Origin of the sequence: Deinococcus misasensis DSM 22328 (genome assembly GCF_000745915.1) — a bacterium.
GTDB classification, from domain to species: Bacteria; Deinococcota; Deinococci; order Deinococcales; family Deinococcaceae; genus Deinococcus_C; species Deinococcus_C misasensis.
On record NZ_JQKG01000020.1, the window covers coordinates 53,114 to 77,430 of the forward strand.

Genomic DNA, 24,317 nt, shown 5'->3' on the forward strand with positions numbered 1-24,317 from the left:
CTGCAAGGGGTTCAGATGTTTCTGAGGTGGGTACAGGGATCAAGCTTCTTCGGTGTCTTCCCTGAACGGCAAAGGGTCATGCATCCTCTGGCGCAAGATCACATAAAAGCGCTTTTTGGGGCCTGCGGCTTCCCAGTGGTCCTGCACCACCGTTTTGAATTCCAGTTCCCGGCCTGCGTCCCGCTCAGCCAGAATTTTGGCATCGTCGTAGGTCCGTGCAAGGCTGAGAAACACCCGGCGCACCTCTCCGGTTCCGGTGTTGACACTGCTGCTCGAATAGTGGGCGAGAATGAAAATTTGCACATCCATGCCTCCACTTTAAGGGTCCGCATGTGAAAAGTCAGTACAAGTCGTGACACAGCACAAAAAAGACCCTGCATTTGAGCAGGGTCCCGAGCGAAAAACAAAATCAGGGAAGCACAGGAGCGGGTTTTTGACCGTTCAGTGCAGTGCTCAGCCAGTCGGTCAACTTCACCCCACCAACGGTGGTGGTGTAAAATCCGGCCCGGTTGATCACACAGTGCTCCTGGCCCCCATAAACGTAAGCCGAGAAGTTGGGGGTGGTGGCTGCAAGGGTCTTGAGCTGCGTCAGGGCACCCGTCATCCATTCCACAGCCACTTTCTGATCGGGCTGCACGATGCCTTTCATCAGGCTGTAAAAACCAATCTGGGTGGTGTCGGTGCTGCTGGTCACCTGTGAGAGCAAAGCTCTGGGGTAACCCGTGCCGATGGCATTGTAAAGTCCAGCCACGGTCAGTTTGGACACATCGGCACGCACAGCAGCAAGACCTTCCATCCAGTCTGGAATGGCTCCGAAGGCGTTCCAGTTCGCAAAACCCACTTGCCCAAAAGACGCGGGAGCGACGCCAAGCCCTGCATCTCCAAGTTGCACCACCCGAGCATTGGGGTACTGGCGCAGCATGTAGGGGGTGGCCATGATCGAACCATAAGAACCTGCGCTGCAACCGGTCACCAGAATTTGATCCAGCTCAGGGTATTTCTGGAACACGTCGTTCAGGACGGCTCTGGCATTGACAGCTCCTTTGTGGTACACGGTTTTGCCCTGATACGTTTTCACATTGTTCCCGAGGTGCACATCTGCCGTGCAGTACGGAACGAACACATGGGACCAGTCCTTGACGGGGTTGGCGGCATTGGACTTGTCGTAGATGCCACCTGAAAGCTGGGCGGAACTGGCTCCGGTCAGGTTGGGGATGTAGGTTTTGCTGCCTGCCCCGCAGGTGAGGTCGTTCCAGCAAGCCCCTCCACCCATGAATTCCAGCACCAGTTTTTTGGGGTTGGCTTTCATTTCCAGGTAGCTGTAAGGGGTTCCGTCAGAGCAGATGGTGTCTCCGCCGGGTTGAATGGTTTGCCAGACGGGGGTTTCCTGGGCAAGGGCGCTGGCGCAGGTCAACAGGACAGTGGCGATCAGGGTTTTTTTCAACATGGGCTCACTCCAATTTTGGACTGTGTTAAAAGACGATTTCATTTTAAAGGTTCTTTCTCTGTCAGGTGTAGGGAGACTTGCAGTGACCCAGGGTAAGCGCAAAGTCTGACTTTTGGCATGTCACTTGAAAAAGCGTTCAGCGGTCAGCCCTCAGCTTTCAGCAAAAAGCTCACCAAAAGGCTTTTGCAAACAGCAAGACAAAAAGCCACAAACGGAAAGCCACTTAGACTTTCCGTTCAACAGGCAGCCAGAAAACTGTCCTTATGGCTGACGGCTGATCGCTGACGGCTGATGGCTCTTGGTGTTGGCATGGCCTGACAGCAATTTTGCGCTTACCCTGTGCAGTGACCAGAGAGAAAAGAACTCATCCGAGAAATCTTTAGAATGGAAGCATGCGTCTTTTCCCCTGGATTTCCATTTCCCTTGGACTCTCAATGCTTTGCTCTGCCGCAATGGCCCAAACGGCAATCACCCGCACCACCCTGAACTTGCGAGAGGCCCCAAGCGCGAATGCCCCCATTCGGCAGGTGCTGGAAGCCGGACGCACCGTTTACGTCTGGAACGTGCTGTATACCCCCGATTATCAGGCAGACTGGTCGCAGGTCCTGATTGGCAATCAGGTGGGCTGGGTGAAAAGCGAGTACCTGTCCAGTGAAAAGACCGTCTGGGTTGGGAACTTTGACAATTCATATTTTGGTTCGGCTGCACGGGTCAAAGAGGCTTTCAAACTGAAATTCAACCCGAGCAAAGACGTGGCTCTGGACACCGAATGGATGGTGCGGGTTCAGAAAGTGGATGGGGCGTATTTTGTGCGCCGCCATGACCCGGATGTTTTGCCTTTTGAGGGAGACCCTTTGCTGTTTCGCCAGACCCCGGTGGCGGACCAGAGCAACCCTGACAATCCTCAACTCACCTTTTCCTTCCCGGCCCTTACGGCAGGGGCTTATGTGGTGTCTCTGGCGAAAGCCTCTGCGCCCAACGCCGTTCAGGTGGCCATTCCAGTGTTCATTTCGGACCTGTCGGTGATCGCCAAGAACACCCCCGATCAGGTGCATTACTGGGCGTTCAACCTGAAAACCGGTCAACCGGTAGCAGGGGCCAAAATCCAGATGTACACCCTGCAAAACGGTCAACTGGTGAATCTTGCAGAGGGCCAGACCAACCGGCAAGGGGCACTCACCCTCAAAGCCCCGAGGGACCAGCAGATCAACTTTCTGGCTTCGGATGGCACATCAGAAAGCTACACCCCTGTGGACAACTCCACCCCGGCAGGAGAGCCGTACCGGGCTCTGGTGGTGACCGACCGGCCCCTGTACCAGCAGACCGACACGGTGCAGGTGACCGGGGTGGTGCGTCGCCGCTCTGGACCCACCTACCAGCCTTACACCGGGGCAGCCACCTTTCGTGTGGTGGACCCCAACGGAAACGTGGTGTACAGCAAGGACCTCAAACTGGATGGGCGTGGGGCTTTCCGTGAAGACCTCCCCATGAATTTCCCAACCACCGGAACCCACCTCGCACAGGTGGTGATCACCTCCGACCTGCCCAACCGTGAAAAACCTGTAGAGGACATCAGCTTCGTGCCCTTCATGGTGCGTCCTTATGTGAAGCCCAGCTTTGACCTCGCCCTGAGCCTCCCCGAGGAAATGGTCGCTGGAGAAAGCACCCTGAAGTTGCAAAGCACCCTGTTCTCTGGAGGGGGCACCACTGCACAGGCCGATGTGTTTGCCTTTCAGGGATACCCCGAGCCGTTCTACTGGTCTTATGCCACTTCCCAGAAAACACTGGAGGTGCAGTATCAGGACAACCCCGAGTACGCCCTGTATGGTGGCACTTCTGAGCCTTCTGACTCCGAGTCAAGGGTCGCCCAGACTGCCATCAAAAATGGTGAAGGCACCGTCAAACTGAACCTGCAAGCCAGAGACAATCTGCCCACCCCCTACAACGTCACCGTGCGGGCTCTGGATGAATTCGGACGCAGCGTGGTCTCCGAGAAAAACGTCACGGTTTACCCGAGCAGCGTGGTGCTGAGTGTGGTCACCCCTCCTGAAAACCTGAAAGAAAAAACCCCGGCAACGGTGGTGTTCTCTGCCCGCAAAGTGGGTGGAACCCAAGCTCTGGTGGGACAACCCATCGAAGCCCGGTTCACCCGCAGCACATGGGAGTGGAACAACCAGACCGGCGAATGGAAAGAAAAAATCCTGCAAACCTTCACCACCCAGACGCGCACCGACGCTTCTGGCAAAGCCAGCGTGAACTTCACCCCCTCGGGGTCGGGCAGCATCCGGGTGGACCTGAGCACCAGAGACGACAAGGGACGCTCTGGCACCCTCAGCAGTGATGTGGGATGGGTCCCTGAAGAAACTGCGTCCATTCCGCCCATCCAACCTCTGGAATTGGAGGTGCCCCAACAGGCTTTCAAAGTCGGAGCCACCGTTCCGGTCACCCTGAAAAGCAAATTGCCCAAAGACACTCTGGTCTGGCTGACCGCTGAAGGCCGGGGGGTCTACAACCAGCAGTTTGTGCGGATCACCGGAGAAATCACCAAGACCAGCATCAAAATCACCCCTGAAATGCAGCCCGGTTTTCGCATTCAGGCGGCCTACCACACCGACCAGACCCCGGTCATTGATGCTCTGGGGGCTGAAGTGTACGTGCCTTTTGACAACAAAAACCTGCAAATCAAAGTGGTTCCCGAGAAAAACCCCCTCAAGCCCGGAGAAAGCTCAAGGGTGCGCATCGAAACCACCCAGAACGGCAAACCCGTATCTGCATGGGTCACGGTGGGTGCGGTCAACGAGGCCATTTACAACCTGATCGAAGATGCTGTCCCAGACCCCTACCGTTATTTCTGGGGCTTGCCTTTCTACACAGAGGTGTTCACCACGTCCGCGTTGCCCTCTGGTTACCCTGCAGAAGCTGGAGGGGGAGGCGGAGACATGGCCGGAGCTTTCCCTCGCACCCAGTTCAGGGACACCGCTTTCTTCCAGACGGTCACCACCGACCAGAAAGGTCTGGCTCTGGTGAATTTCACCCTGCCCGATGACCTGACCCGTTACCGCGTGCTGGCACGGGGGGTCACCGAAGACACTTCTGCCGGAGAAGCCCGAGCCACCCTGCGGGCCACTTTGCCGTTCTACGTGCGGATTTCTGCCCCCACCTACCTCACCAGAGGGGACGAAACCACCGTTTACACCACCGTCCACAACCAGAGCAAAGAACCCGTTCAGGCCACTGTGAATTTCAAGTTGCCTTCTGGCATCCTCAAGAAGACCGTCAACATTGAAGCCCAATCCATGACGGTCGTCCCATGGATTGTCAAAGCTCCCGAGGCAGCCACCCTGAATCTGGAAACCACCGTGACCAGTGGCAAAGAAACCGACAGCACCACCCTGATGATCCCGGTCCGTGAAGCAGGCACCGACTTCCAACTGATGCGGATGGGAGAAGCCAGAGGAAGCGCTCTGGAACGCATCAACGTCCCTCCTTCTGCAAGCGAGGCCCAGCTCAATGTGTTTGTGTCTTCCAGCCCCCTGCTGGGTGCCCTGCGCAACATGGAAAGCCTGCTGCAAAACGATGAGAAGAACGCTCTGGAAGCCGTGCTGGCAGCCCATTACACCATCGAGGCCCGCAAGGACCTTGGTCTTGATACGGTGCGTGCGCAGGCCCTCCTCAGGCAAAACCTGCAATACCTGATGGGCCAGCAAAACATGACCAACGGAGGCTTCGCGTGGGCAGGAGGCCGTTCCAGTCCTGCCTACACCCTTGAAGCCCTGACTGCCATCGGAGACGCATTGCCAGAGGGCCTCTCTTATCAGGAATACAACCTGCGCTATGCACAGGGCTACCTCAAAGAAACCAAAACCGACTCGGGCAGTTACGGGTACCAGCGGATGCTGTACGCCCAGAAGCAGGCCAACACCCTGTCCAGTTTCTCTCCCAAAACCCCACAGCAAGCGGCAGAACTGGCCTTCCTCTTTCAGAACCTCAGCCACTACCGCACGGCCCTCAAAGACCAGCAGAAAGACAGTCAGGGCCTCAGCATCGATCAGGATTTGATCGCCACCAGCCATGCCCTGCTGGCTGCCACCCTCCTCAAACAACCTGAAGCCCCAGAGCTTGCCCGCTGGCTGGCCTCCAAACTGCAGAGCAGCACCCCGCGCACCCTCTCCCAGAGTGCTCTGGCCTCTCATGCCATCGCTCAGCACCTCAAAGACCGTGGGGCCACCACCCTCACCGAACCTGTCACGGTCAATGTGAACGGCAGAAGCCAGACCCTGAAAAACATCCCGGTGCTGGGTACCAGCGTGTATTTTGATGGCAAGCCCGGCCAGAACACCGTGCAGGTCTCCAGCAACCAGCCTTACGCCTACACCATCACCACCCGCTACCTGACCGGAACCACCACCGCAGACACCAACGACTTTGCCTTGGACCGCACCTACAGCCTGACTTCGGTCAAGGAGAACGGCACCACCGAAGTGCGCCTGAAACTCAAAATCAACCGCACCGTCAAACACCTCAAACTGCTGGACCCCATCCCAGCAGGTTTCGAGACCCTCGACCCGAGCGCCTATCAGGACGTGCAGGACAACCAGAACACCCTCTGGGCCAGCAAAGAACATCTGGACGGGGCCACCGTGATTTACCTTGAGAACCTCAAACCCGGCGAGTACACCCTCAGCTACAAACTGCGTGCCCTTTCCGCAGGAACCTACGTCAGCCCAGCACCCGGCGTGCAGGAACTGGACTCTGGTTTGAAAGCCAGCGGAAAAACCACCATCCTGACCGTCAAACCTTGATCCTATGCTGGGGTCACAGGACAGGCTGTCTTTTCAGGTGCTCGCTCAGAAAGTCCACAGTTTACAGTTCACAGCGAGAAGGGACTTTACTGCGTTTACCTGCAAAATGAGAGGGCTCAACGGAATCCTCAAGCAAAAAAAGAAGCGCTGATCAGCGCTTCTTTTCGATTTCTTTTGTCACCTTGCAGGCAGCCCGAGGTCTTTCAAGATCTGCACGGCCTGCTCTGCCAGCTCTGGCGAGGCTGCCGGGGTGTCGTAAAGCTGATAGGGAAGACCCAGAGCCTCCCATTTGTGCTCACCCAGTTTGTGGAAAGGGAGAACCTCCACCCGTTCCACCCCTTGCAGGGTGCCCACGTACCGCCCGAGTTCGGCAATGTCCTCTGGATCATCGCTGACGCCGGGAACCAGCACGTAACGGATCCACATTTTCTTGCCCAGCTTGGACAGTCTTTCTGCGAAATCCAGCGTGGGTTGCAGGTCCACCCCGGTCAGTTGGTGGTATTTCTCTGGCCGGATGTGTTTGATGTCCAGAAGCACCAGATCCACACTCTCCAGCCATTCATCGGAAACTCTGGCATGCAGGTAACCCTGCGTGTCCAGTGCAGTGTGCAGCCCCATGGCTTTGAGTTCTTTTAACACCTCGCCGACAAATTCAGACTGGGCCAGCGGTTCACCGCCCGAGATGGTCACCCCCCCTGCCCGTTTCAGGAAGGTTTTGTAGGGCTTCACCTCGTTGACGATGTCTTGCACGGTGTACTGCGGTCCTTTTTTGAACCACCAGGTGTCCGGGTTGTGGCAGTACCAGCAGCGCAGCAAGCAGCCCTGCATGAACAGCATGAACCGCATGCCCGGCCCATCGACAGCAGCAGCGGTTTCAAAACTGTGGACATATCCTGTGGTGCTCATCTGGGTTCTCCTTGTGCTCCAATCCCCCCTCTTGAGGGGGGAAAGCGAAGCGAGGGGGGTAGGGGTGGGGTTTTACATCCGCGTGTGGAACGTGCGGTTGATCACGTCTTGTTGTTGCTCGCGGGTGAGTTTCACAAAGTTTACGGCATAACCCGAGACCCGGATGGTCAGTTGAGGATACAGCTCGGGATGGTTCATGGCGTGGATCAGGGTTTCGCGGTTCAGCACGTTCACGTTCACGTGGTGCCCCCCTGCTTCTGCGAAAGCATCGAGGCAGTTGGTCAGGTTGGTGATGCGTTCTTCGGCGGTTTTGCCCAGCGCGTCCGGGGTGGCACTGGCGGTCCAGCTGATGCCGTCTTGCGCGTATTCGTAAGGGATTTTGGCCACGCTGGCCCCCGAGGCGATGAAGCCTTTTTTGTCGCGCCCGTTCATGGGGTTTGCTCCGGGTGCAAAAGGCTCTCCGGCGCGGCGTCCGTCCGGGGTGTTACCGGTTTTCTTGCCGTACACCACGTTGCTGGTGATGGTCAAAACGCTCTGGGTGGGGACGGCATTGCGGTAGGTGGGGTACTGTTTGATTTTGTTCATGAAGGTGGTGACCAGTTCCACGGCGATGCTGTCGGCACGTTCGTCGTTGTTGCCGTAGGTCGGGAAATCCCCTTCAATTTCGTAATCCACAGCGATGCCTCTGGCGTCGCGGATCACTTTGACTTTGGCGTATTTCATGGCACTCAGGCTGTCGGTGACCACACTCAGGCCGGCGATGCCGCAGGCGAGGGTGCGCAGGATGTCCCGATCATGCAGGGCCATTTCAATGCGCTCGTAAGCGTATTTGTCGTGGGCGTAGTGGATGGCGTTCAGGGCCTGCACGTAGGTTTTGGCCAGCCAGTCCATCATCTTGTCGAATTTGGCGTACACCTCTGCAAAATCAAGGTATTCGCTGGTGATGGGTTCAAAGCCGGGGGCCACCGTGGCACCTGAAAGCTCGTCTTTGCCGCCGTTGATGGCGTACAGCAGGGCTTTGGCAAGGTTCGCACGGGCACCAAAGAACTGCATCTGTTTGCCGATTCGCATGGCCGACACACAGCAGGCAATGCCGTAATCGTCGCCCCAGTAAGGACGCATCAGGTCGTCGTTTTCGTACTGGATGCTGCTGGTTTCGATGGAGACTTTCGAGCAGAAATCTTTGAAGCCTTCAGGCAGTGCGGTGCTCCACAACACGGTCAGGTTGGGCTCTGGGGCAGGCCCGAGGTTGAACAGGGTGTTCAGAATCCGGAAGCTGCTTTTGGTGACCAGAGGCCGTCCGTCTTCGCCCATGCCACCCACGCATTCGGTGACCCAGGTGGGGTCTCCGCTGAACAGTTGGTCGTACTCTGGGGTTCTCAGGAAACGCACGATGCGCAGTTTGATCACCAGATCGTCGATCATTTCCTGTGCTTGCTGTTCGGTGATGATTCCATCTTTCAGGTCCCGCTCAAAATACACATCCAGGAAAGTCGAGATGCGACCAATCGACATGGCAGCCCCGTTTTGCTCTTTGACGGCAGCCAGGTAAGCGAGGTACAGCCACTGCACGGCTTCTCTGGCGTTTTCGGCGGGTCTGGACACATCAAAGCCGTAAGATTGGGCCATCTCTTTGAGTTCTTGCAGGGCGCGGTACTGTTCAGAAAGCTCTTCACGCTGGCGCAGCACATCGTCGGTGAAAGCAGCACCATCGAGTTCGGCGTACTCGCGTTGTTTGTCTTTCAGCAGGAAATCCACGCCGTACAGGGGCACCCGGCGGTAATCTCCGATGATGCGTCCACGGCCATAAGCGTCAGGCAGACCGGTGATGATGCCCGATTTGCGTGCAGCGCGGATCTCGGGGTTGTACACATCGAAGACACCCCGGTTGTGGTCTTTGCGGTACAGTTTGTACGCCTGTTCAATCTGGGGATCCAGAGTGTAACCGTAGGCCTCCAGACTGGTTTTGACCATGCGGATGCCCCCGTTGGGCATGATGGCCCGTTTCAGGGGTGCATCGGTTTGCAGACCCACGATGATTTCGAGGCTCTGGTTGATGTAACCGGGTTTGTGGGCCGTGATGCTGGACCCGATGTCGCTGGACACATCCAGAACGCCTTTTTCGCGTTCCAGTTTGAGCAATTCAGAGAGCTCATCCCAGAGCTGGTGGGTGCGCTCGGTGGCTTTTTCAAGGAAGGTGTCATTTCCGGTGTAGGGGGTGTAATTGTCCTGAATGAACCTACGGACGTTGACAGCATTTTTCCAGGTTTCGCCAGCAAATTCGCGCCATGCATTGGAAGTGGGGTTTGAGGTCTGCGTCATGTGGACTGCTCCTTTCCAGCCGGGCTTGTGCAATCATTCACTTACCCGAGACCATTATCCAGTTTGCGAGAGGGGCTTAATGTCCCAGATACACCAAAGATCTGGATATTGGATCTAAAAAAGCATAGACGAGCGGCCTCAACAGGAAAATTTAAGAAAATGGCCCTCCTCTGTGAAACAATTTTAACTTGAAACCGTCAGGGCTTCAAATTCATCGGAGAAAGGTCCACCTGCCAGAGGGAAAGCAAGTGGACCCATGCACTGAAAACACCACAAATTCAATTTTTTCGGGAAAAGTCCCCTTAAAAAGTCCTCCAAAACCTGAGGGCTTCTGTCCCGCCCATCAAAGACGGACCTTGGGGGATCTCCTCAGGAAAAGTTGTTCCAGCAGCAACACCAGCACGATGCCCAGAATGGCCAGCATCAAAGGACGCTGAATCGCAGGAATCCACCATCCTGCACCCCCAAATGTTTCAGGTCCAGAGCGGTACTCCAGCCTTTTGGCTCCAAAAACCGCGGTGGGCACGTTTTGGTCCTCAGCCAGTTGTTTGAGGGCCACATCAAAAGGAAAACCTGCTCCAGAGAGCTTCAGGATGGGCAAAGTGCTGCTGCTGGCTCTGGGCAAGAGGTCCAGTCCATAACGGGTTTTCACGGGACCCGGGGCGGTGGTGGTGAGGGTGGCGCTGAAAGTTGCCGGATAGGTGTCCACCACGGCAGCCAGATCCATTTCATCCATGTTGTTTTGAAGGGGCAACTGGTAGGCTGGACGGTCCCACAAGTAGGAGGCATTTAGCAGGAAAATGCTGTCTGATGCATTGATCTTTAACGGGTCCATGGTGGGATCTTTCAGAAATGGGCTTCTGGCAAAATCCAGCTTCCTTGCAGTCTTTTCCATGATGCTTGTTCCAGACAACCGTTCCAGCACATGCAGGCTGGCATCCAGCCCGGACAGCACCCCTGCTGCTGTGATGGTCTGACCTTCATCCAGATAACGCTGGTTGTCGATCCACTGTACCTCCGGGAACCTGTCCGCCAGAGCATCCAATTCACTCCAGTGTCCGGTGGCTTTTTTGCCGTCCAGTGCACCGGTCAGTGCGAGGGTATCCGCTCCACTGCAAATGCTGAGCAGCAGGGTTTCAGGATGCTGGGACTGTTGTTTCAACCAGCTCAAGACCGGGGCATTCTCGGGTTTGCGAATGAAGGGGATGTTCGGAATCACCACCAGAGCAGGAGGCTTTGAGAGGGCCTGATCCAGTTCTGCAAAGGAAAAGTGGGGCAGCAGATCAAGGCCTCCCGTCAGGGCCACTGGTCGGCGTTTGGGTGCGGCTGTGACCACATTGAACTTGCCCGATGCTGCAAACACCTGAAAAGGCACCAGCACATCGGCCACTTCAGAGACATCTGCTCCCAGAGCCACCACCACGGTTGGCAAAGCAGGATTGAGCACAGGAGGGGCCACAGCAGGCACCTGTGTTTGAGGGGCTGTTGAAAACAAAAAAGCGTGGGCTTGCATCGAACCGTACTGACCTGCTGCAAAAGGCACGGTCACGGCTGCCAGCACACACAGGCTGGTCCGCAGGATGGGTTTCATGTTGATCTCCTTTGTGAAATGAAGTGAAAAGGGCTTGAGTCCATGGGGTAGACACAAAGTCGCTGTTCGGGCGATGCAAACAGAAAGAGCCGTCAGCCTTCAGCGGTCAGCCGTCAGCCAGAAGGAAAGTCTTCCAGTCGGTTGAGCTTGCCAAACCTGATGGGGTTTTGCCTTTTGGTCTTGCTGTCGTCGAAAGCCAAAGCTTCTGGATCAGCTTTTTACTGATCGCTGAGGGCTGACCGCTTTCTCAAGTGATCTTTTAAACTTCAGACTTTGCGTTTACCCTGCTTCAATTCAGCAGTTGCGTTCTGCTGCTGGACGGTGAAGTGCCAAAATGGGTTTTCCAGATCCTTCGAAAGTGCCTTCCATCGTCAAAACCGCAACGCTCTGCAATGGCTTCAATGCTGAGGGCCGGGTTGTGCATGAGCTGTCTGGCCAGTTCCAGACGGAGTTTCTGCTGGTACTCCAGAGGGGTCAGTCCAGTGTGCTGCTTGAACGCCTTGCTGAGGCCCCGCACACTGAGGCCAGCCACGCTGGCAAGGTGCTCAAGGGTGACTTTCTGACCGGGACGCTGTGCCAGCGCATCCTGAGCCCGGTGCACTCCAGTGTGCAAATGGGTGCGGTAATCCAGATAAATGCTCTGCTGGGAGTGGTTCCCATCCCGCCGGAAGTACAGCACCAAATACCGGGCCACCTGCGCTGTGAAAAGTGGACCCTGCTCCTGTTCCAGCAAGGCAAGGGCCATGTCCATTCCCGAGGCCACCCCTGCACTGGTGATGATGTTGCCATCTCTGGTGAACAGCACCCCGTCTTGCACTCTGGCCTGAGGATAGCGGTGCTGCATGTGCTGAACCAGCGACCAGTGGGTGGTGCAACTTCTGCCATCCAGCAAGCCGGCCTCGCCCAGCACGGCTGCCCCCGTGCACACCGAAGCCAGTGTGGCCCCTGTGCGGTGCGCTGCTTTCAACCAGTTCAGGACGTCTTCTGAAAACATCAGGTGACCCTGAGCCGGGGCTTTCAACTCTGGACCCGGAAGGACCACCAGATCGTTTTTGTCAGGCAGGGGAGGGGGGAGGAAGGGGCCCAGAGGGAGTCCCTGTGCACTCATGACCTTTTGCCCAAAAGCATGAAAAGACAGCTCGTAAGGTGCCCCAAAATGCCGTGCCGTTCCAAACACCTGCGCCGGGCCAGAGAGGTCCAGCAGGTTCACCTGATCGAGCACCAGAAACAGCACTTTTCTTGTGGGGGTGAGCGGTCCATTCATGCATTTCAGTGTAAAGGTGAATGTGCTTTGCAAAAAGGGAAGAAAGAAGATCAAGCGGACAGATCAGGCACTTCTACTGCGTTTAACAGTGAAACAGAAGGATTCTTTTGAATCCTTCTGTTTCAAACAGCACGACCTCAAGCATCAACCTTTTGTTTCTCTATCAAATGCTTTAAATTCTCACCTGTAGGAGTGTGCGGTCTTTTGGGGTGAGGAAGCGAATGAAGAGGTCAGGACACCCCAGCACCAAAACACTGCCCAAGACCACCAGAACGAAGTGATGCCGTGCGTCATCGTTGAGGAGTGTGGTCAGGGCAGGATTGGGATTTGAGTCTGAGCCCATCTCAAGCAGCTTTTTCAGGATCAATGGAAGGCCAGCGTTGCTTTCAGTGTTCATGGCGACCTCGGGAAAGAAAGGTGCAGGTGTGGGTCATTCCGTGGCGGTGGGCTTGCTGGCCTTTTGCATCACTTCTTGCATCACTTCAGTGTGGCACTGCAGTTGGCACTGGTCTGACTGCCTGCTTCCGTGCGTTTGGTTCCTTCCATGACCAGCTGTTTCCCCAGAGCATCGGCGTAGCTGAACTTCAAATTGAAGGTGTCCCCCATCTTGACTGGATCATTGATCAGCCAGATCAGTTGATGCTGCCCGCCCACATTCCGATGGTCGAAGGCCCGGATGGACTCGGGGGTGGCCACATAGCTGTAGCTCAGTGCAGGACTGGTGAACTGGTAATTGCCACTTGCCTCAATGACCAGCTTGCAGTCGGCGTTGGCTGGTGTTTTGCCCGTGTAGGTTCCGGCCAGACAAGCACTTGCAGTGGGATCGGAGGACTGGTTGATGATGGGGCAGGCCACCAACCGGGCACGAATCTGGTTTTCTGGCTGCGGGTTCGGATTTGGACCTCCACCGCCACACGCCACAAGGACGGCGCTCAGCAAGGTGGGAAGCAGCAAGTGGCGGGAGGTCCGCAAAGGTGCTGTTGCAAAGCACCAAGGTCCAAAATGTCCTGATTTTGAGTCTGGTTTCATTGGGATTCACTCCTTGGGCAGTGGTGGGCAGCCCTGAAGGGATTATGTGGGGTGATGCACAAGATCTCTTCGGGAATTTGACAAGTTTTCTTGATGCGCGCCCACTGTATGTTGAGAATGGGCTTGGATCATGTGGAAAGCCGGTGATCAGGACAGAAGCATGACATGTGCACTTTGCCAGAATTCACTGTTTTGTGAAGGCCGCTGGAGGTTCCGGTGTCCGTGCTGAAAAAATTCTGGCCGGACCCAAAACACATGAACAACAGCCAGAGCAATGCTCTGGCTTGCGATTCCCTTCAACTCACTGCACTTTTTTGCCCACAGCCCGGTTTTCCCCTGCAGAGATTTCCAACACCATGCCTTCAGGTCCCTGAGAGAACGTCAGGTGATTCCGGGCAATGCTCAGGTAAAATTTCTGGCTGCTTTCTGGAACCAGAGCGAACTCACCTGCTCCGGGAACCTCCACCATCAACTGGCCTTTTTTCACGAAAATGCGCAGGGTGGTTTGCAGGTCTGGCACCTCGTAAAGCCCTGCATAGGTTTCCAGCACGGACACCGGAACCTCCACCGCGACTCTGGGTTCAGGCAAGGTGACCTCCGCACCCAGAGCCACTTTTGCCAGATCGCTGGCCACCAGACTGCTGCTGTTCCCATCCAGATTGGAAAGGGCCACAATGCTCAGTTTCTCCTCTGGAAAGTACAGCATCATGGCGTTGAAACCGTTGATGCTGCCACCGTGCGCCAGCACTTTTTTGCCCGCAAAAGAGCCCACGCCCACCCCATAGCCGTAATTCTGGAATCCGGGCTCATTGCCGATGTACACCTGAGCCGTGGTGAAGGCTTTTACGCTGTCTGGACCCAGCACTTTTCCTTCTGACAGGGAAGGCAACCAGAGGGCCAGTTCGTCTGCAGTGGCAAAAAGTCCACCTGCCGGACCTGCAATTTCCACGTTGTGGGACTCTGGGAGTCGGTAAGAAGTTCCCTCTGGCACGTAACCCGTGGCCCGGTTGGGCACCAGATCCAGCCTCGAATGGAATTGCACTTGCTTGAAGCCCAGAGGATTCAGAATGTTTTCGGTGATGTAGTCCTGATAGGGCTGACCAGAGGCCACCTCGATGATCTTGCCCAGCAGGGTAAAGCCCGAGTTGCTGTACTGGAAACGGTCGCCGGGCTCGAATTCCAGGGGCAGGTTTTTGAAACTGTCGATCAACTGGTCCTGGGTTTTCTGAAGTTTCTGGGTCTCCAGAAAGTCAGGAAATCCGGTGAAGCTGGGCAGACCCGAGGTGTGGGTCAGCAGATGGTGCAAGGTGATGCGGTCTCCGTTCGGGAAGCCGGGCAGGAAGGTGCTGACCGGATCGCTGACTTTCAGTTTGCCTTGCTCCTGCAACTTCAAAATGGCAGCAGCGGTGAAACTCTTGGTGATCGAACCGATCTCATACACGGTTTGCATGCTGGCCGGAACATCAAATTCCAGATTGGCCTTGCCGATGGCTTTTTCAAAGACCCTCTGGCCATCTTTCATCACCACCACCGTTCCCATGTATGGATTGGCCTGATGGTGGGCCTCCAGCACAGCATTGAAATCAGGGGCAGCGAAAGCGGATCCAAGGGTCAAAGGGACGATCAAAAACAGGATTTTCTTCATGTGTGAACCTCTGGATGACACTCTAATCAAAGCTGGGACTGGGATCTTCCATCCAAAGTGGGACCCAAAACCCCTCCTAAAGTTGGAGGATGGGTCACAACCACAGGAAAACGCCCCTGCTGGACAGGGGCATGCTGGTCATGGTTTTTCAGAGGCGGATTTCAAAGATAGGTGAAAGCTGCTGTTTTGGTGACTGTGGTGTTGACCCCGTTGAACGGACTGGTGATGCTCACATCCACCGTCCGAGCAATGCCTCCTCCTGCAGGAGCAGTGCAGGTCATTGTTGAAGGGTTGGCCACCGCACAGGTGACATTGGTGGCACCGAATTTGACGGTCATGCCTGTGTGAAACTCAGTGCCTGTGATGCTGACACTGGTGGTGGTTCCATTGGCTGGGGCACTGTTGGGAGACAGGGTGTTGATGCTCAAGGTGACCGTGTCGTTGGGCAAACCGGGTGTGGGTGAAGGATCGTTGTGGAAATCATTCCGGTTGTTGTTGGTGTCGGTGCTGTTGGCATCCCGGGCCAGTGAAAGGGAGGCCAGAGGGTAAATGGCTGTGTTGCCTTCATACATGCTCAACCCGTTGACTGCCGCTGTGTTGGTCGCCAGGTTGTTTCCGTTTACATCATGTCCTACCGCGTCCAAAAGGTTGCCTGTGCTGGATGCCAGGATGATGCTGTCTCCTCCACCGTTTTCAAAGTCCACGTCCCGTGCAATCAGGTCTGCATTGGAGACAGTGGTGGTGCCACCAATGCTGGTGCCGTCTGCAATGACCAGCAAACCATCAGCGGGAATGCGGGTGTTGGCAGGGATCACGTACTGGCCATCCGTTTCGCCGGGAGTAACATCGCCATCTGCATTGAGAGTGCCTGCAGAGGCCAAGAGCCCTTCAACATCACTGATCACCATGCCACCCACCAGAGCCCCTCCAGGCCCAGCCAATTCCAAAAAGGTTTTGCTGTCATCGGTGCCTGTGGCATCGATCAGAACTTCGTTGATGACGGCCATGCTGCAACTGCTGTTTGTGGCACCTCTGGTGTCAGCAACCTGCGTTCGGGTGCCTGTGGTGGGGTAGAAGGTGACACACCACTTGCTGCCATTGTTTCCATTGAGACCGACCGCGCCCGGATCAAGCTGAGTGGATTTTCCAGAGGCTCCAACAAAAGTGCTCATGGATGGGGACACAGAGGCATCTGTCAGAAATTGCCTGAAATCCAGAGCATCTTCCAGCACCACTGCACCATTTTCAGATCTGTACAGGGACACGAAGTCACCGGTGTCTGCCAGAGAGAAAGTGCTGCCAGGTGCTCCATAGACAAAGCTTGCACCTGCAGGAATGTCCGCTGCATTGGATGGGTTGGCAACCCCATACACAGATCCTCCTGCTGGAACAACAACGGGAGTGCCATTCAAGCCTGTGGGATCAGAAGGTGCGCGCAAACGGGCAAGGGTTCCAGCATTGTTGCGGAACCAGTACCCCTGAATGTTGATGGATGCGCCGGTGGTGTTCTTCAGTTCGATGAATTCGCTGCCCAGAGTTTGAAATTCAGTGATCACCACATTGAGCTTTTCACTTTTCTGTGCAGCGTCGGTCACATTGTTTGTGCAATCGGTGCCCAGAGTGGCATCCCCGTCAGCGCCTGAGGCCACAGCAAAACGGGGCAAGCAGACCCTGGTGGCATCCCCGTCATAACTGCTTTCGCCCATGACGCGCACATCGGTGGCACCCACATCTGCAGCCCGACTGTACACCAAGGCATCATTGTTTTGTTCCAGGGTGCTCTGGGTGACCCGGGTGGTGGTTTCATCGGCCAGCACAAAAGTCAGGGTGAAACGGTACGGTGTGGTTGCTGAATTGTTGTTGGGCACCCTCACGGCAATGGTGATTCGCCCGGTGTCACAATTGGTTGTGGAACAGCCAGCAGCTTCCAGACGGCGTTTGTTGCCTGTGCTGTTCAGGTTGCGTGCACTGTAACCGTACTGCAAGACAGTGTCTCCTGCAGAGATGATGTTGCTGCTCAAAGCAGCAGCTTGAATGGTGTTGGCTTCACTGCTGGTGAAAACCTGTAAATCGGCCTGGGTGGGGACAATGACAGAGTTTCCGCTGAGGGCATCAAAATTGGTGCCGTGGGTGGGCAAGATGCTTCTGGCCACACTGGTATCGGTGATGGACACTGCTGCAGCGTTTTTGATGTTCTTGATGGCTGTTCCACCAATGTTTTGAGATGCTTTGTTGAACGCGTAGAGGGTCAGGTTTTCAAAAGGTTGTGCACTCAGGTTCTTCACGGTGAATGTGGCATTCATGTACCGGTATCCACTGGTGTCGTCATAATCTGTGTATGCTGCAGGTCTGACGAATTTGACGTCTGTATCGCCTCTCACCCCCATGGGTTCTATGAAAGCCACAGACAATTTGTCCGGTCCCATTTCAAAAGTCAGTTCGATGGCTCCATGTACTGTAGGTGTGGGCGGGGTGACAGGGGACTGTGAAGTGACCCCACAAGCAGAAAGGGTCAAAGACAACAGCAACAGTGTGGCATGGGATTTGAACTTCATGGCAAGTCTCCTTGAAAGGTGTGGCCTGTGAAGGCCACACAAGGTTTTTCCAGCTGCTGATGGTTGAATTTCCAGAAGACTGTGCTGGAAACCAACATGTGATGATTCAAAGTGCCAAGAAGCAATGCATTGCTTCCTGACAGGAGTTTGGACTGGGGTGCAGGGGTAGGATTTATTCTGATCCAAGGGTCAGACTGATGTTCAAGGTCACTGCCTGCCACGATCCTGCTTTTTGCAGTTTGGGTCGATGGTAGATCAAGGATGAATCTGGAACTTGGGGTTCGATTCTGTCTTGGGAAAGCTTGATTGTTGGGACAACAGGACCGTGGTTCATGGGCATACACTTCCTCTGAAGATTGGGTGGCGATTTGAGGCAAAACGGTTGTGAATGTTCTTAATTGTTCCCAATAAACTATCATTGTCTAAAGTGATGGTCAACTTCCAAAACGCCAGCTGTTTGCTGCAGAAGCATTTGGATGTGCTGATTGTAACGAAGATAATGCCGTTGCAGGAATCGTAAAATCACTGGATTTGAAGAAAAATCTTTTTTTGTTACAAAAAAAGACCTGTGTGGAAAGCCCACAGTTCTGGTCGTGTGGAGTGTCAAAGAATGGAGGTTTGATCAACCATATCCCAAAGTCCATCTGTCAATTTCATATGGGGCTTTCTTGTGTTGAGTGGGTGATCTGAAAGCTGTACATTGTTGAATGGATTGCCTGTTTTCTAGATTTTTGAACTCAATTCAAAAAAGCCTCTGGCTGTCTCGTAATGCCTGGGTAATGCGCCCCCCCTATCCTTCGGGCATGTGACTGGCCCGCGTCCAGAGAAAAAGGTCCTGTTGGTTCATCAACAGGGCTGTTTTTTTCCCACGGTTTGCCTGCCCATCCACAGTCCCTGCGGGGGCTTCTGGAACAAGGAGATGACATGCCCCAACCTGATTTTTCTGCTGTTTCCACAGATGCAACACCCCAGGCCCCCGAGGCCCCCAAAACAGGAAAAGACCTGCCCCAGATCATTCAAGGGGGCATGGGAATCGCCGTTTCCGGCTGGCAACTGGCCCGCGCTATTTCGCAGGCCGGACAACTCGGGGTGGTTTCCGGAACCGCTCTGGACAACGTGATGGTGCGTCGCCTTGCTGACGGAGACGCTGGAGGCCACGTCAGAAGGGCATTGCAAAACTTTCCCTTCCCAGCCCTTTCTGAACCTGTGATCCAGAAATACTTCCAGCCAGAAGGACGTCTGCCAGAGGAAAGCTACCCTGCGTTGCGCCTCAGAAGCAACCTCAAACCTTTTGAAACCGACCTTCTGATCGTGCTGGGCAGTTTTGTGGAAGTGTGGCTTGCCAAAGAAGGGCACACCGGACAGGTCGGCATCAACCTGCTCACCAAAATCCAGACCCCCACCCTGCCCGCCCTGTACGGGGCCATGCTTGCCGGGGTGGATGCTGTCTTGATGGGTGCAGGCATCCCCAGAGACATTCCAGCCGCTCTGGAACAATTTTCACAAGGAAAACCTGCCTCCATCCGACTGGAAGGCACCGATTTCCGTCTGGAATTTGATCCTGCACAGACCCTCGGAGTGGAACTGACCCTGCCCAAACCCCTGTTCATTCCGATCATCTCGGCCCACTCGCTGGCCCAGATGCTGGTGCGTTCCTGTCCAAACGGCATTGCCGGATTTGTGGTGGAAGGCCCCACCGCTGGAGGTCACAACGCCCCGGCCAGAGGCAAAACCAGCGATGAACGTGGTCAGCCCATTTACGGTGAAAAAGACAAAGTGGACCTCTCGGTCATGCGAAACCTCGGACTGCCGTTCTGGCTTGCTGGCGGTACCGGATCCCCGGAAGCCTTCAAAGCTGCCCTCGCTGAAGGGGCACACGGCATTCAGGTGGGTACCCTCTTTGCCTACAGTCAGGACTCGGGCATGACCCCTGAACTCAAAGCAGGTGCCCTGAACAAAGTGCAACAGGAAAATCTGGAGGTTTTCACCGATTCCAGACTGTCCCCCACAGGCTTTCCTTTCAAAGCTGTGGTGCTGGAAGAAACCTTGGCCTTTGAAGAAGTGGAGGCCCACCGCCAGAGGGTGTGTGACCTCGGGTACCTGCGCCAGACCTACACCACCGAACAGGGCAAAATCGGTTTCCGTTGCGCTGCTGAACCTGTGGATGCCTACGTCTCCAAGGGGGGCAAAGTTGAAGACACCGAAGGTCGGAAATGCCTGTGCAACGCCCTTCTTTCGACAGTGGGCCTCGCACAAGTGCGCAAAAACGGAGACATCGAACCTCCACTCCTGACCGCCGGAGACGATCTGGCCCACCTGCAACCGTTCATCCAGAGGTATGGAACGGTGTACAAAGCGGTGGATGTGCTGGAGTATTTGCTGGGAGAGGCTTTGCCCGCTAAGGGCTGAGGAGGAAAGCCGAGGGCCAAGGGCCGAGAGCCGAGGGCAAAAATGGCTTTGGCGAAAGCAAAGGGGGCGCAGCACGCTGCGCCCCTACACGTTTCCCTTGAAGATTTTCTCTTCGTGTCACACGATGCTCTCGGCTCTCGGCTCTCGGCTCTCGGCTCTCGGCAAGGGGCGAGGCACGCCTAGCCCCTACAGCTCCAACCTTACCTGACTTCCCCCCAGAAACTCGTCCCCGGACCTTCCCACTGCACGCCCAGAGCTTCGGCCACGGTTGCGCCGACATCGGCAAACGTGGCCCGTTCGCCCAGATTGACGCTGCCCCTGCCGGGACGGTAAGTGAGCAGCATGCCGTATTCGCGGGTGTGGTCGGTGCCGGGAGCGGTGGGATCGTTGCCGTGGTCGCTGATCAGGACCAGCAGACCGTCTTCAGGAACCTGAGCCAGAATCTCTGGGAGGCGGTCGTCAAATTCCTTCAGGGCGTTGCCGTAGCCTTCTGGATCGCGGCGGTGACCGAATTTGGCATCAAAATCCACCAGATTGGTGAACACCAGACCCTCAAAATCCTCCTGCATCCGCTTCAGGGTTTTCTCGATGCCGTCCAGATTGTTGTCGGTGTGGATCTCCTCGGTGAAGCCCTGATGGTCGTAGATGTCGGGGATCTTTCCAATGCCCACCACATCTTTTCCAGCTTCAAACAGGGCGTTCAGCACGGTGCGAGGTGGGGTCAGTGAGAAATCCTTGCGCAGTTCCCCGGCACGTTCAAAGGGAAACTCTCCACGGAACGGACGGGCAATCACTCGGGCCACGGCATATTCGCCTTGCAGGATGTCCCGGGCTTTCTGGCAGTATTCATACAGGGTTTCGATGGGCGTCACGTCCAGGTGGGTGGCGATCTGAAACACACTGTCGGCACTGGTGTACACGATGGGAAAGCCGGTTTTGATGTGCTCTGGACCGTAATCCTTGATCACTTCGGTGCCCGAGTAGGCGAGGTTGCACAGCCAGCCCCTGCCAATTTCGGCCTCAAAACGGTCCATCACTTCCTTGGGGAAACCGTCGCTGAAGGTGCGGAAAGGATGCTCAAGCTGCACCCCCATGAACTCCCAGTGTCCAGTCGAGGTGTCTTTCCCAGCACTGACTTCCTTCAGGCGACCGTATCCGCCCTGCACGTCCTCTGGGCTGGGGTGGTTCACGGTGGGGATTTTCCCGAGGCCCAGCTTGGCAAGGTTCGGCAACTGCACTCCGGTTTTTTCAAGGGTGTGGTTGAGGGTGTGGCTGCCCACATCCCCGAATTTGTCTGCATCAGGCAACTCGCCCATGCCGACGGAATCCAGCACAATCACAGTGACTTTCATAAGGCCCCGTTCTCGGCGATGGCGGCTTCCAGAGCGATTTGCACCATGTCGTTGAAGCTGGTCTGGCGTTCAATGGAGGTGGTGGCCTCTCCGGTCACAAGGTGGTCGGACACGGTCAGGATGGTCAGGGCTTGCACGCCGTACTTGGCAGCGATGGTGTAGAGGCCAGCAGCTTCCATTTCCACGGCCAGCACCCCGAAGTCGGCCCAGATTTTGTAGTGGTCGGGGTGGTCGTTGTAAAAGGTGTCCGAGGAGAAGATGTTGCCCACACGCACGGCTTTTCCTGCCCGTCTGGCCGCAAGGTAAGCCTGATGCAGCAGTTCAAAGTCGGCAATGGGAGCGAAGTTTCTGCCTCCAAAGCGGATGTTGTTGACCTGGCTGTCGGTGCTGGCGGCCTGCGCCAAAATCACATCGCGCACCTTCACATCCTCATGGTAAGCCCCGCAGGTGCCCACCCGAATCAGCTTTTTGCAGCCGTAATCGCGGATCAGTTCATTCACATAAATCGAGATGCTGGGAATGCCCATTCCGCTGCCCTGCACGCTGATCCGGTGCCCTTTGTAGGTTCCGGTGTACCCGAGCATCCCGCGCACATCGTTGTGCTGCTCGGCATTCTCAAGGAAGTTCTCTGCAATGTGCTTGGCACGCAGGGGATCGCCGGGAAGGAGGACGGTTTCTGCAATCTGACCGGGTTTGGCATTCAAGTGTACGCTCATGGTGAACTCCTTTGGGTGTGTTTGGGAAAGAGGGTTTGAGGGTTTTCTTGCCTGGGCGCAGTACGCTGCGCCCCTACGTGTTGTTGGTTCTTTTCATGTGGGCGAGGCATGCCTCGCCCCTACAAACAATTCATTTGACGTTTTCTGTCGTGTAAAACACGATGCTCTCGGCTCTCGGCTCTCGGCTCTCGGCTCTCGGCTCTCGGCTCTCGGCCTCACCCCACCCGCCCCAGAATCAACCCCACCTCAGCAGGCTTTTCAGAATCCACCCGCACAGCTTCTTTCACAAGCTGCACAGCGGCATCTTTGCCTTTCTGGTTGTGGTAAATCCGGGCGATGGGTTCGCCTGCCTGTACCGCATCACCGATTTTCTTCAGCAGTTCGATGCCCACCGAGTGGTCGATGGCTTCGCCTTTGGTTTCCCGTCCACCCCCGAGCACCAGCAGGGCTTGCCCCACTTTGAGGGCTTCGATGTGGGCCACGAAACCGGACTGTTCGGCCAGAATTTCGGCTTTGTCTTCAGCCACGTAGAAGAGGGAGGGATCGTCAATGTAGCGGGGGTCTCCGCCCTGAGAGGCAACGAAGGCTTTCAGTTTGGCCAGAGCAGAACCGTCTTGCAGCACGGCTCTGGGACGGCTCTCGGCTTCTGCTTCGCTGTAACCTTCGGCCAGCAGGGTTTCTTTTGCCAGAGCGAGGCACAGTTCACGCAGGTCCTCGGGGCCTTGACCTTGCAGGGTGGAAATGGCTTCCAGCACCTCCAGGGTGTTTCCGGTCATGAAGCCCAGCGGGGTTTCCATGTCGGTCAGCACGGCCCGCACGTTGCGTCCACTCAGTTTGCCGATGTTGACCATGGCCTCGGCCAGTTTTTGCCCGTCCTCAAGGGTTTTCATGAAGGCACCAGAGCCCACTTTGACATCCAGCACAATGGTTTTTGCGCCAGCAGCCAGTTTTTTGCTCATGATGGAACTGGCGATCAAAGGCAGGCAGTCCACGGTGGCGGTCACGTCACGCAGGGCGTACAAGAGGCCATCGGCAGGGGCGAGGTTTTTGCTCTGGCCCACCAGTGAAAGACCGATTTCCTTGGCCTGATTCAGGAAAGCCTCGTCGGAGAGCACCGGGCTCCATCCGGGAATGCTTTCCAGTTTGTCGATGGTGCCTCCGGTGTGGGCGAGGCCGCGTCCACTCATTTTGGCCACGGTGAGGCCCAGAGCGGCCAGCATGGGGGCCAGCACCAGACTGGTTTTGTCGCCGACCCCTCCGGTGGAATGCTTGTCCACGGTGTGAGGCAAGCTGGACAGGTCGAGCATGTCGCCGCTTTCGGCCATGGCGAGGGTCAGGTGGGTGGTTTCTTCGGCGGTCATGCCTTTGAAGAAAACCGCCATCAACCATGCAGCCACCTGATAGTCGGGCACCTGCCCATCCACGTAACCCTGCACCAGAAAGCGCAGTTCTTCTGCAGTGTGCTGGCCTCCGTCGCGTTTTTTCTGGATCAGGTCGGGGACACGCATCAGTACCCTCCACCTGCGTTCTGACCTTGCATCAGGAGGACGCCGCTGGATGTGCCCAGACGGGTGGCTCCGGCTTCGATGAATTTTTTGGCGTCCTCGGGGGTTTTGACCCCTCCTGCTGCTTTGATGCCGATTTTGCCCTGTGTCACTCTGGCCATCAGCTGGATGTCTTCAAGGGTTGCCCCTCCGGTGCCAAATCCAGTGCTGGTTTTCACGAAGTCTGCTCCGGCTTCCAGAACCAGTTCTGTGGCACGGATTTTCTCTTCTTCGGTCAGGTAGCAGGTTTCGATGATGACTTTGAGGATCACGTCCTGTGTGGCCTCACGCACCGCCTGAATGTCCTGCAACACCAGATCCCAGTTCCCGGCTTTGGCAGCCCCGATGTTGATCACCATGTCCACCTCATCGGCCCCGAGTTCCACGCTCAGGGCGGCTTCCTTGGCTTTTTGCTCGGGGGTGATGGCCCCCAGAGGGAACCCGGCCACGGTGGCAACCTTCACTTCGCTGTCTTTCAGAAGGTCAAGGGCCAGCGCAATGTAACTGGGGTTGATGCACACGGCTTTGAAGTTGTACTGCACGGCTTCTTCGCAGAGCTTCTGGATTTCTGCGGGGGTGGCGGTGGCTTTCAGGAGGGTGTGGTCAATGTGATCTGCAAGGTTATTCATATGCTTTACCTACGGCTTTCGGCGCGGTTCCTTTACCGGTGAGGGCCAGCGCAATGATCGTGAAGATGAACGGCAACGTCTGCACAATGCTGCTCGGGAAGATGTC

At 56.0% G+C, this 24,317-nt stretch carries 16 protein-coding genes; 2 read left to right on the top strand and 14 right to left on the bottom strand.

Annotated elements, in window-relative coordinates; all coding sequences use genetic code 11:
* Window positions 1-39: 39 nt before the first annotated feature.
* Complete coding sequence (locus tag Q371_RS14115; protein WP_034341668.1) at window positions 40-309, bottom strand: hypothetical protein; 270 nt, start codon at window positions 307-309, stop codon at window positions 40-42.
* Window positions 310-409: 100 nt separating this feature from the next.
* Window positions 410-1,447, bottom strand: a complete 1,038-nt coding sequence (locus tag Q371_RS14120) for a pectin acetylesterase-family hydrolase (protein WP_034341669.1) — start codon at window positions 1,445-1,447, stop codon at window positions 410-412.
* A 392-nt stretch (window positions 1,448-1,839) separates the two neighbouring features.
* Here Q371_RS14120 and Q371_RS14125 point away from each other — a divergent pair, with 392 nt between their 5' ends.
* Entirely contained in the window at window positions 1,840-6,249 is a 4,410-nt protein-coding gene (locus Q371_RS14125; RefSeq protein ID WP_034341670.1) for an alpha-2-macroglobulin family protein, read from the top strand.
* A gap of 177 nt (window positions 6,250-6,426) precedes the next feature.
* On the opposite strand, the gene pflA is transcribed toward Q371_RS14125, so the two are convergent.
* The 8 genes from pflA to Q371_RS14165 all read right to left on the bottom strand — a co-directional run bounded on the left by pflA (window position 6,427) and on the right by Q371_RS14165 (window position 17,561).
* On the bottom strand, window positions 6,427-7,155 hold the full coding sequence (pflA, locus tag Q371_RS14130; RefSeq protein ID WP_034341671.1) for a pyruvate formate-lyase-activating protein: 729 nt from the start codon (window positions 7,153-7,155) through the stop codon (window positions 6,427-6,429).
* A 72-nt stretch (window positions 7,156-7,227) separates the two neighbouring features.
* On the bottom strand, window positions 7,228-9,477 hold the full coding sequence (gene pflB / locus Q371_RS14135; RefSeq protein ID WP_034341672.1) for a formate C-acetyltransferase: 2,250 nt from the start codon (window positions 9,475-9,477) through the stop codon (window positions 7,228-7,230).
* A 343-nt stretch (window positions 9,478-9,820) separates the two neighbouring features.
* On the bottom strand, window positions 9,821-11,068 hold the full coding sequence (locus Q371_RS14140; RefSeq protein WP_034341673.1) for a DJ-1/PfpI family protein: 1,248 nt from the start codon (window positions 11,066-11,068) through the stop codon (window positions 9,821-9,823).
* A gap of 289 nt (window positions 11,069-11,357) precedes the next feature.
* Window positions 11,358-12,332 (bottom strand): GlxA family transcriptional regulator, encoded by a 975-nt coding sequence (locus Q371_RS14145; protein ID WP_034341674.1) that lies wholly within the window; start codon window positions 12,330-12,332, stop codon window positions 11,358-11,360.
* Window positions 12,333-12,504: 172 nt separating this feature from the next.
* Window positions 12,505-12,729, bottom strand: a complete 225-nt coding sequence (locus tag Q371_RS14150) for a hypothetical protein (RefSeq protein WP_034341675.1) — start codon at window positions 12,727-12,729, stop codon at window positions 12,505-12,507.
* Between the two features lie 80 nt (window positions 12,730-12,809).
* Window positions 12,810-13,361, bottom strand: a complete 552-nt coding sequence (locus Q371_RS14155; protein WP_034341676.1) for a hypothetical protein — start codon at window positions 13,359-13,361, stop codon at window positions 12,810-12,812.
* 301 nt (window positions 13,362-13,662) lie between these two features.
* Window positions 13,663-15,006, bottom strand: a complete 1,344-nt coding sequence (locus Q371_RS14160) for a serine hydrolase (RefSeq protein WP_051964404.1) — start codon at window positions 15,004-15,006, stop codon at window positions 13,663-13,665.
* Window positions 15,007-15,167: 161 nt separating this feature from the next.
* On the bottom strand, window positions 15,168-17,561 hold the full coding sequence (locus tag Q371_RS14165) for a lamin tail domain-containing protein (protein ID WP_034341677.1): 2,394 nt from the start codon (window positions 17,559-17,561) through the stop codon (window positions 15,168-15,170).
* Between the two features lie 924 nt (window positions 17,562-18,485).
* Here Q371_RS14165 and Q371_RS14170 point away from each other — a divergent pair.
* On the top strand, window positions 18,486-19,970 hold the full coding sequence (locus Q371_RS14170) for a nitronate monooxygenase (protein ID WP_211253846.1): 1,485 nt from the start codon (window positions 18,486-18,488) through the stop codon (window positions 19,968-19,970).
* A 200-nt stretch (window positions 19,971-20,170) separates the two neighbouring features.
* Here Q371_RS14170 and Q371_RS14175 read toward each other — a convergent pair whose 3' ends face one another.
* The 4 genes from Q371_RS14175 to deoC all read right to left on the bottom strand — a co-directional run bounded on the left by Q371_RS14175 (window position 20,171) and on the right by deoC (window position 24,211).
* Window positions 20,171-21,322: a phosphopentomutase gene (locus Q371_RS14175; RefSeq protein ID WP_034341678.1), complete on the bottom strand. Its 1,152-nt coding sequence runs from the start codon at window positions 21,320-21,322 to the stop codon at window positions 20,171-20,173.
* Window positions 21,319-22,038, bottom strand: coding sequence for a purine-nucleoside phosphorylase (gene deoD / locus Q371_RS14180; RefSeq protein ID WP_034341679.1), 720 nt, complete (start codon window positions 22,036-22,038; stop codon window positions 21,319-21,321). The genes Q371_RS14175 and deoD overlap by 4 nt, the downstream gene beginning before the upstream one ends.
* A 215-nt stretch (window positions 22,039-22,253) precedes the next feature.
* The gene (locus Q371_RS14185; RefSeq protein WP_034341680.1) at window positions 22,254-23,546 is read right to left on the bottom strand and encodes a thymidine phosphorylase; all 1,293 of its coding nucleotides are present in this window, start codon (window positions 23,544-23,546) and stop codon (window positions 22,254-22,256) included.
* Window positions 23,546-24,211, bottom strand: coding sequence for a deoxyribose-phosphate aldolase (gene deoC, locus Q371_RS14190; RefSeq protein ID WP_034341681.1), 666 nt, complete (start codon window positions 24,209-24,211; stop codon window positions 23,546-23,548). The genes Q371_RS14185 and deoC overlap by 1 nt, the downstream gene beginning before the upstream one ends.
* Between the last annotated feature and the right edge of the window lie 106 nt (window positions 24,212-24,317).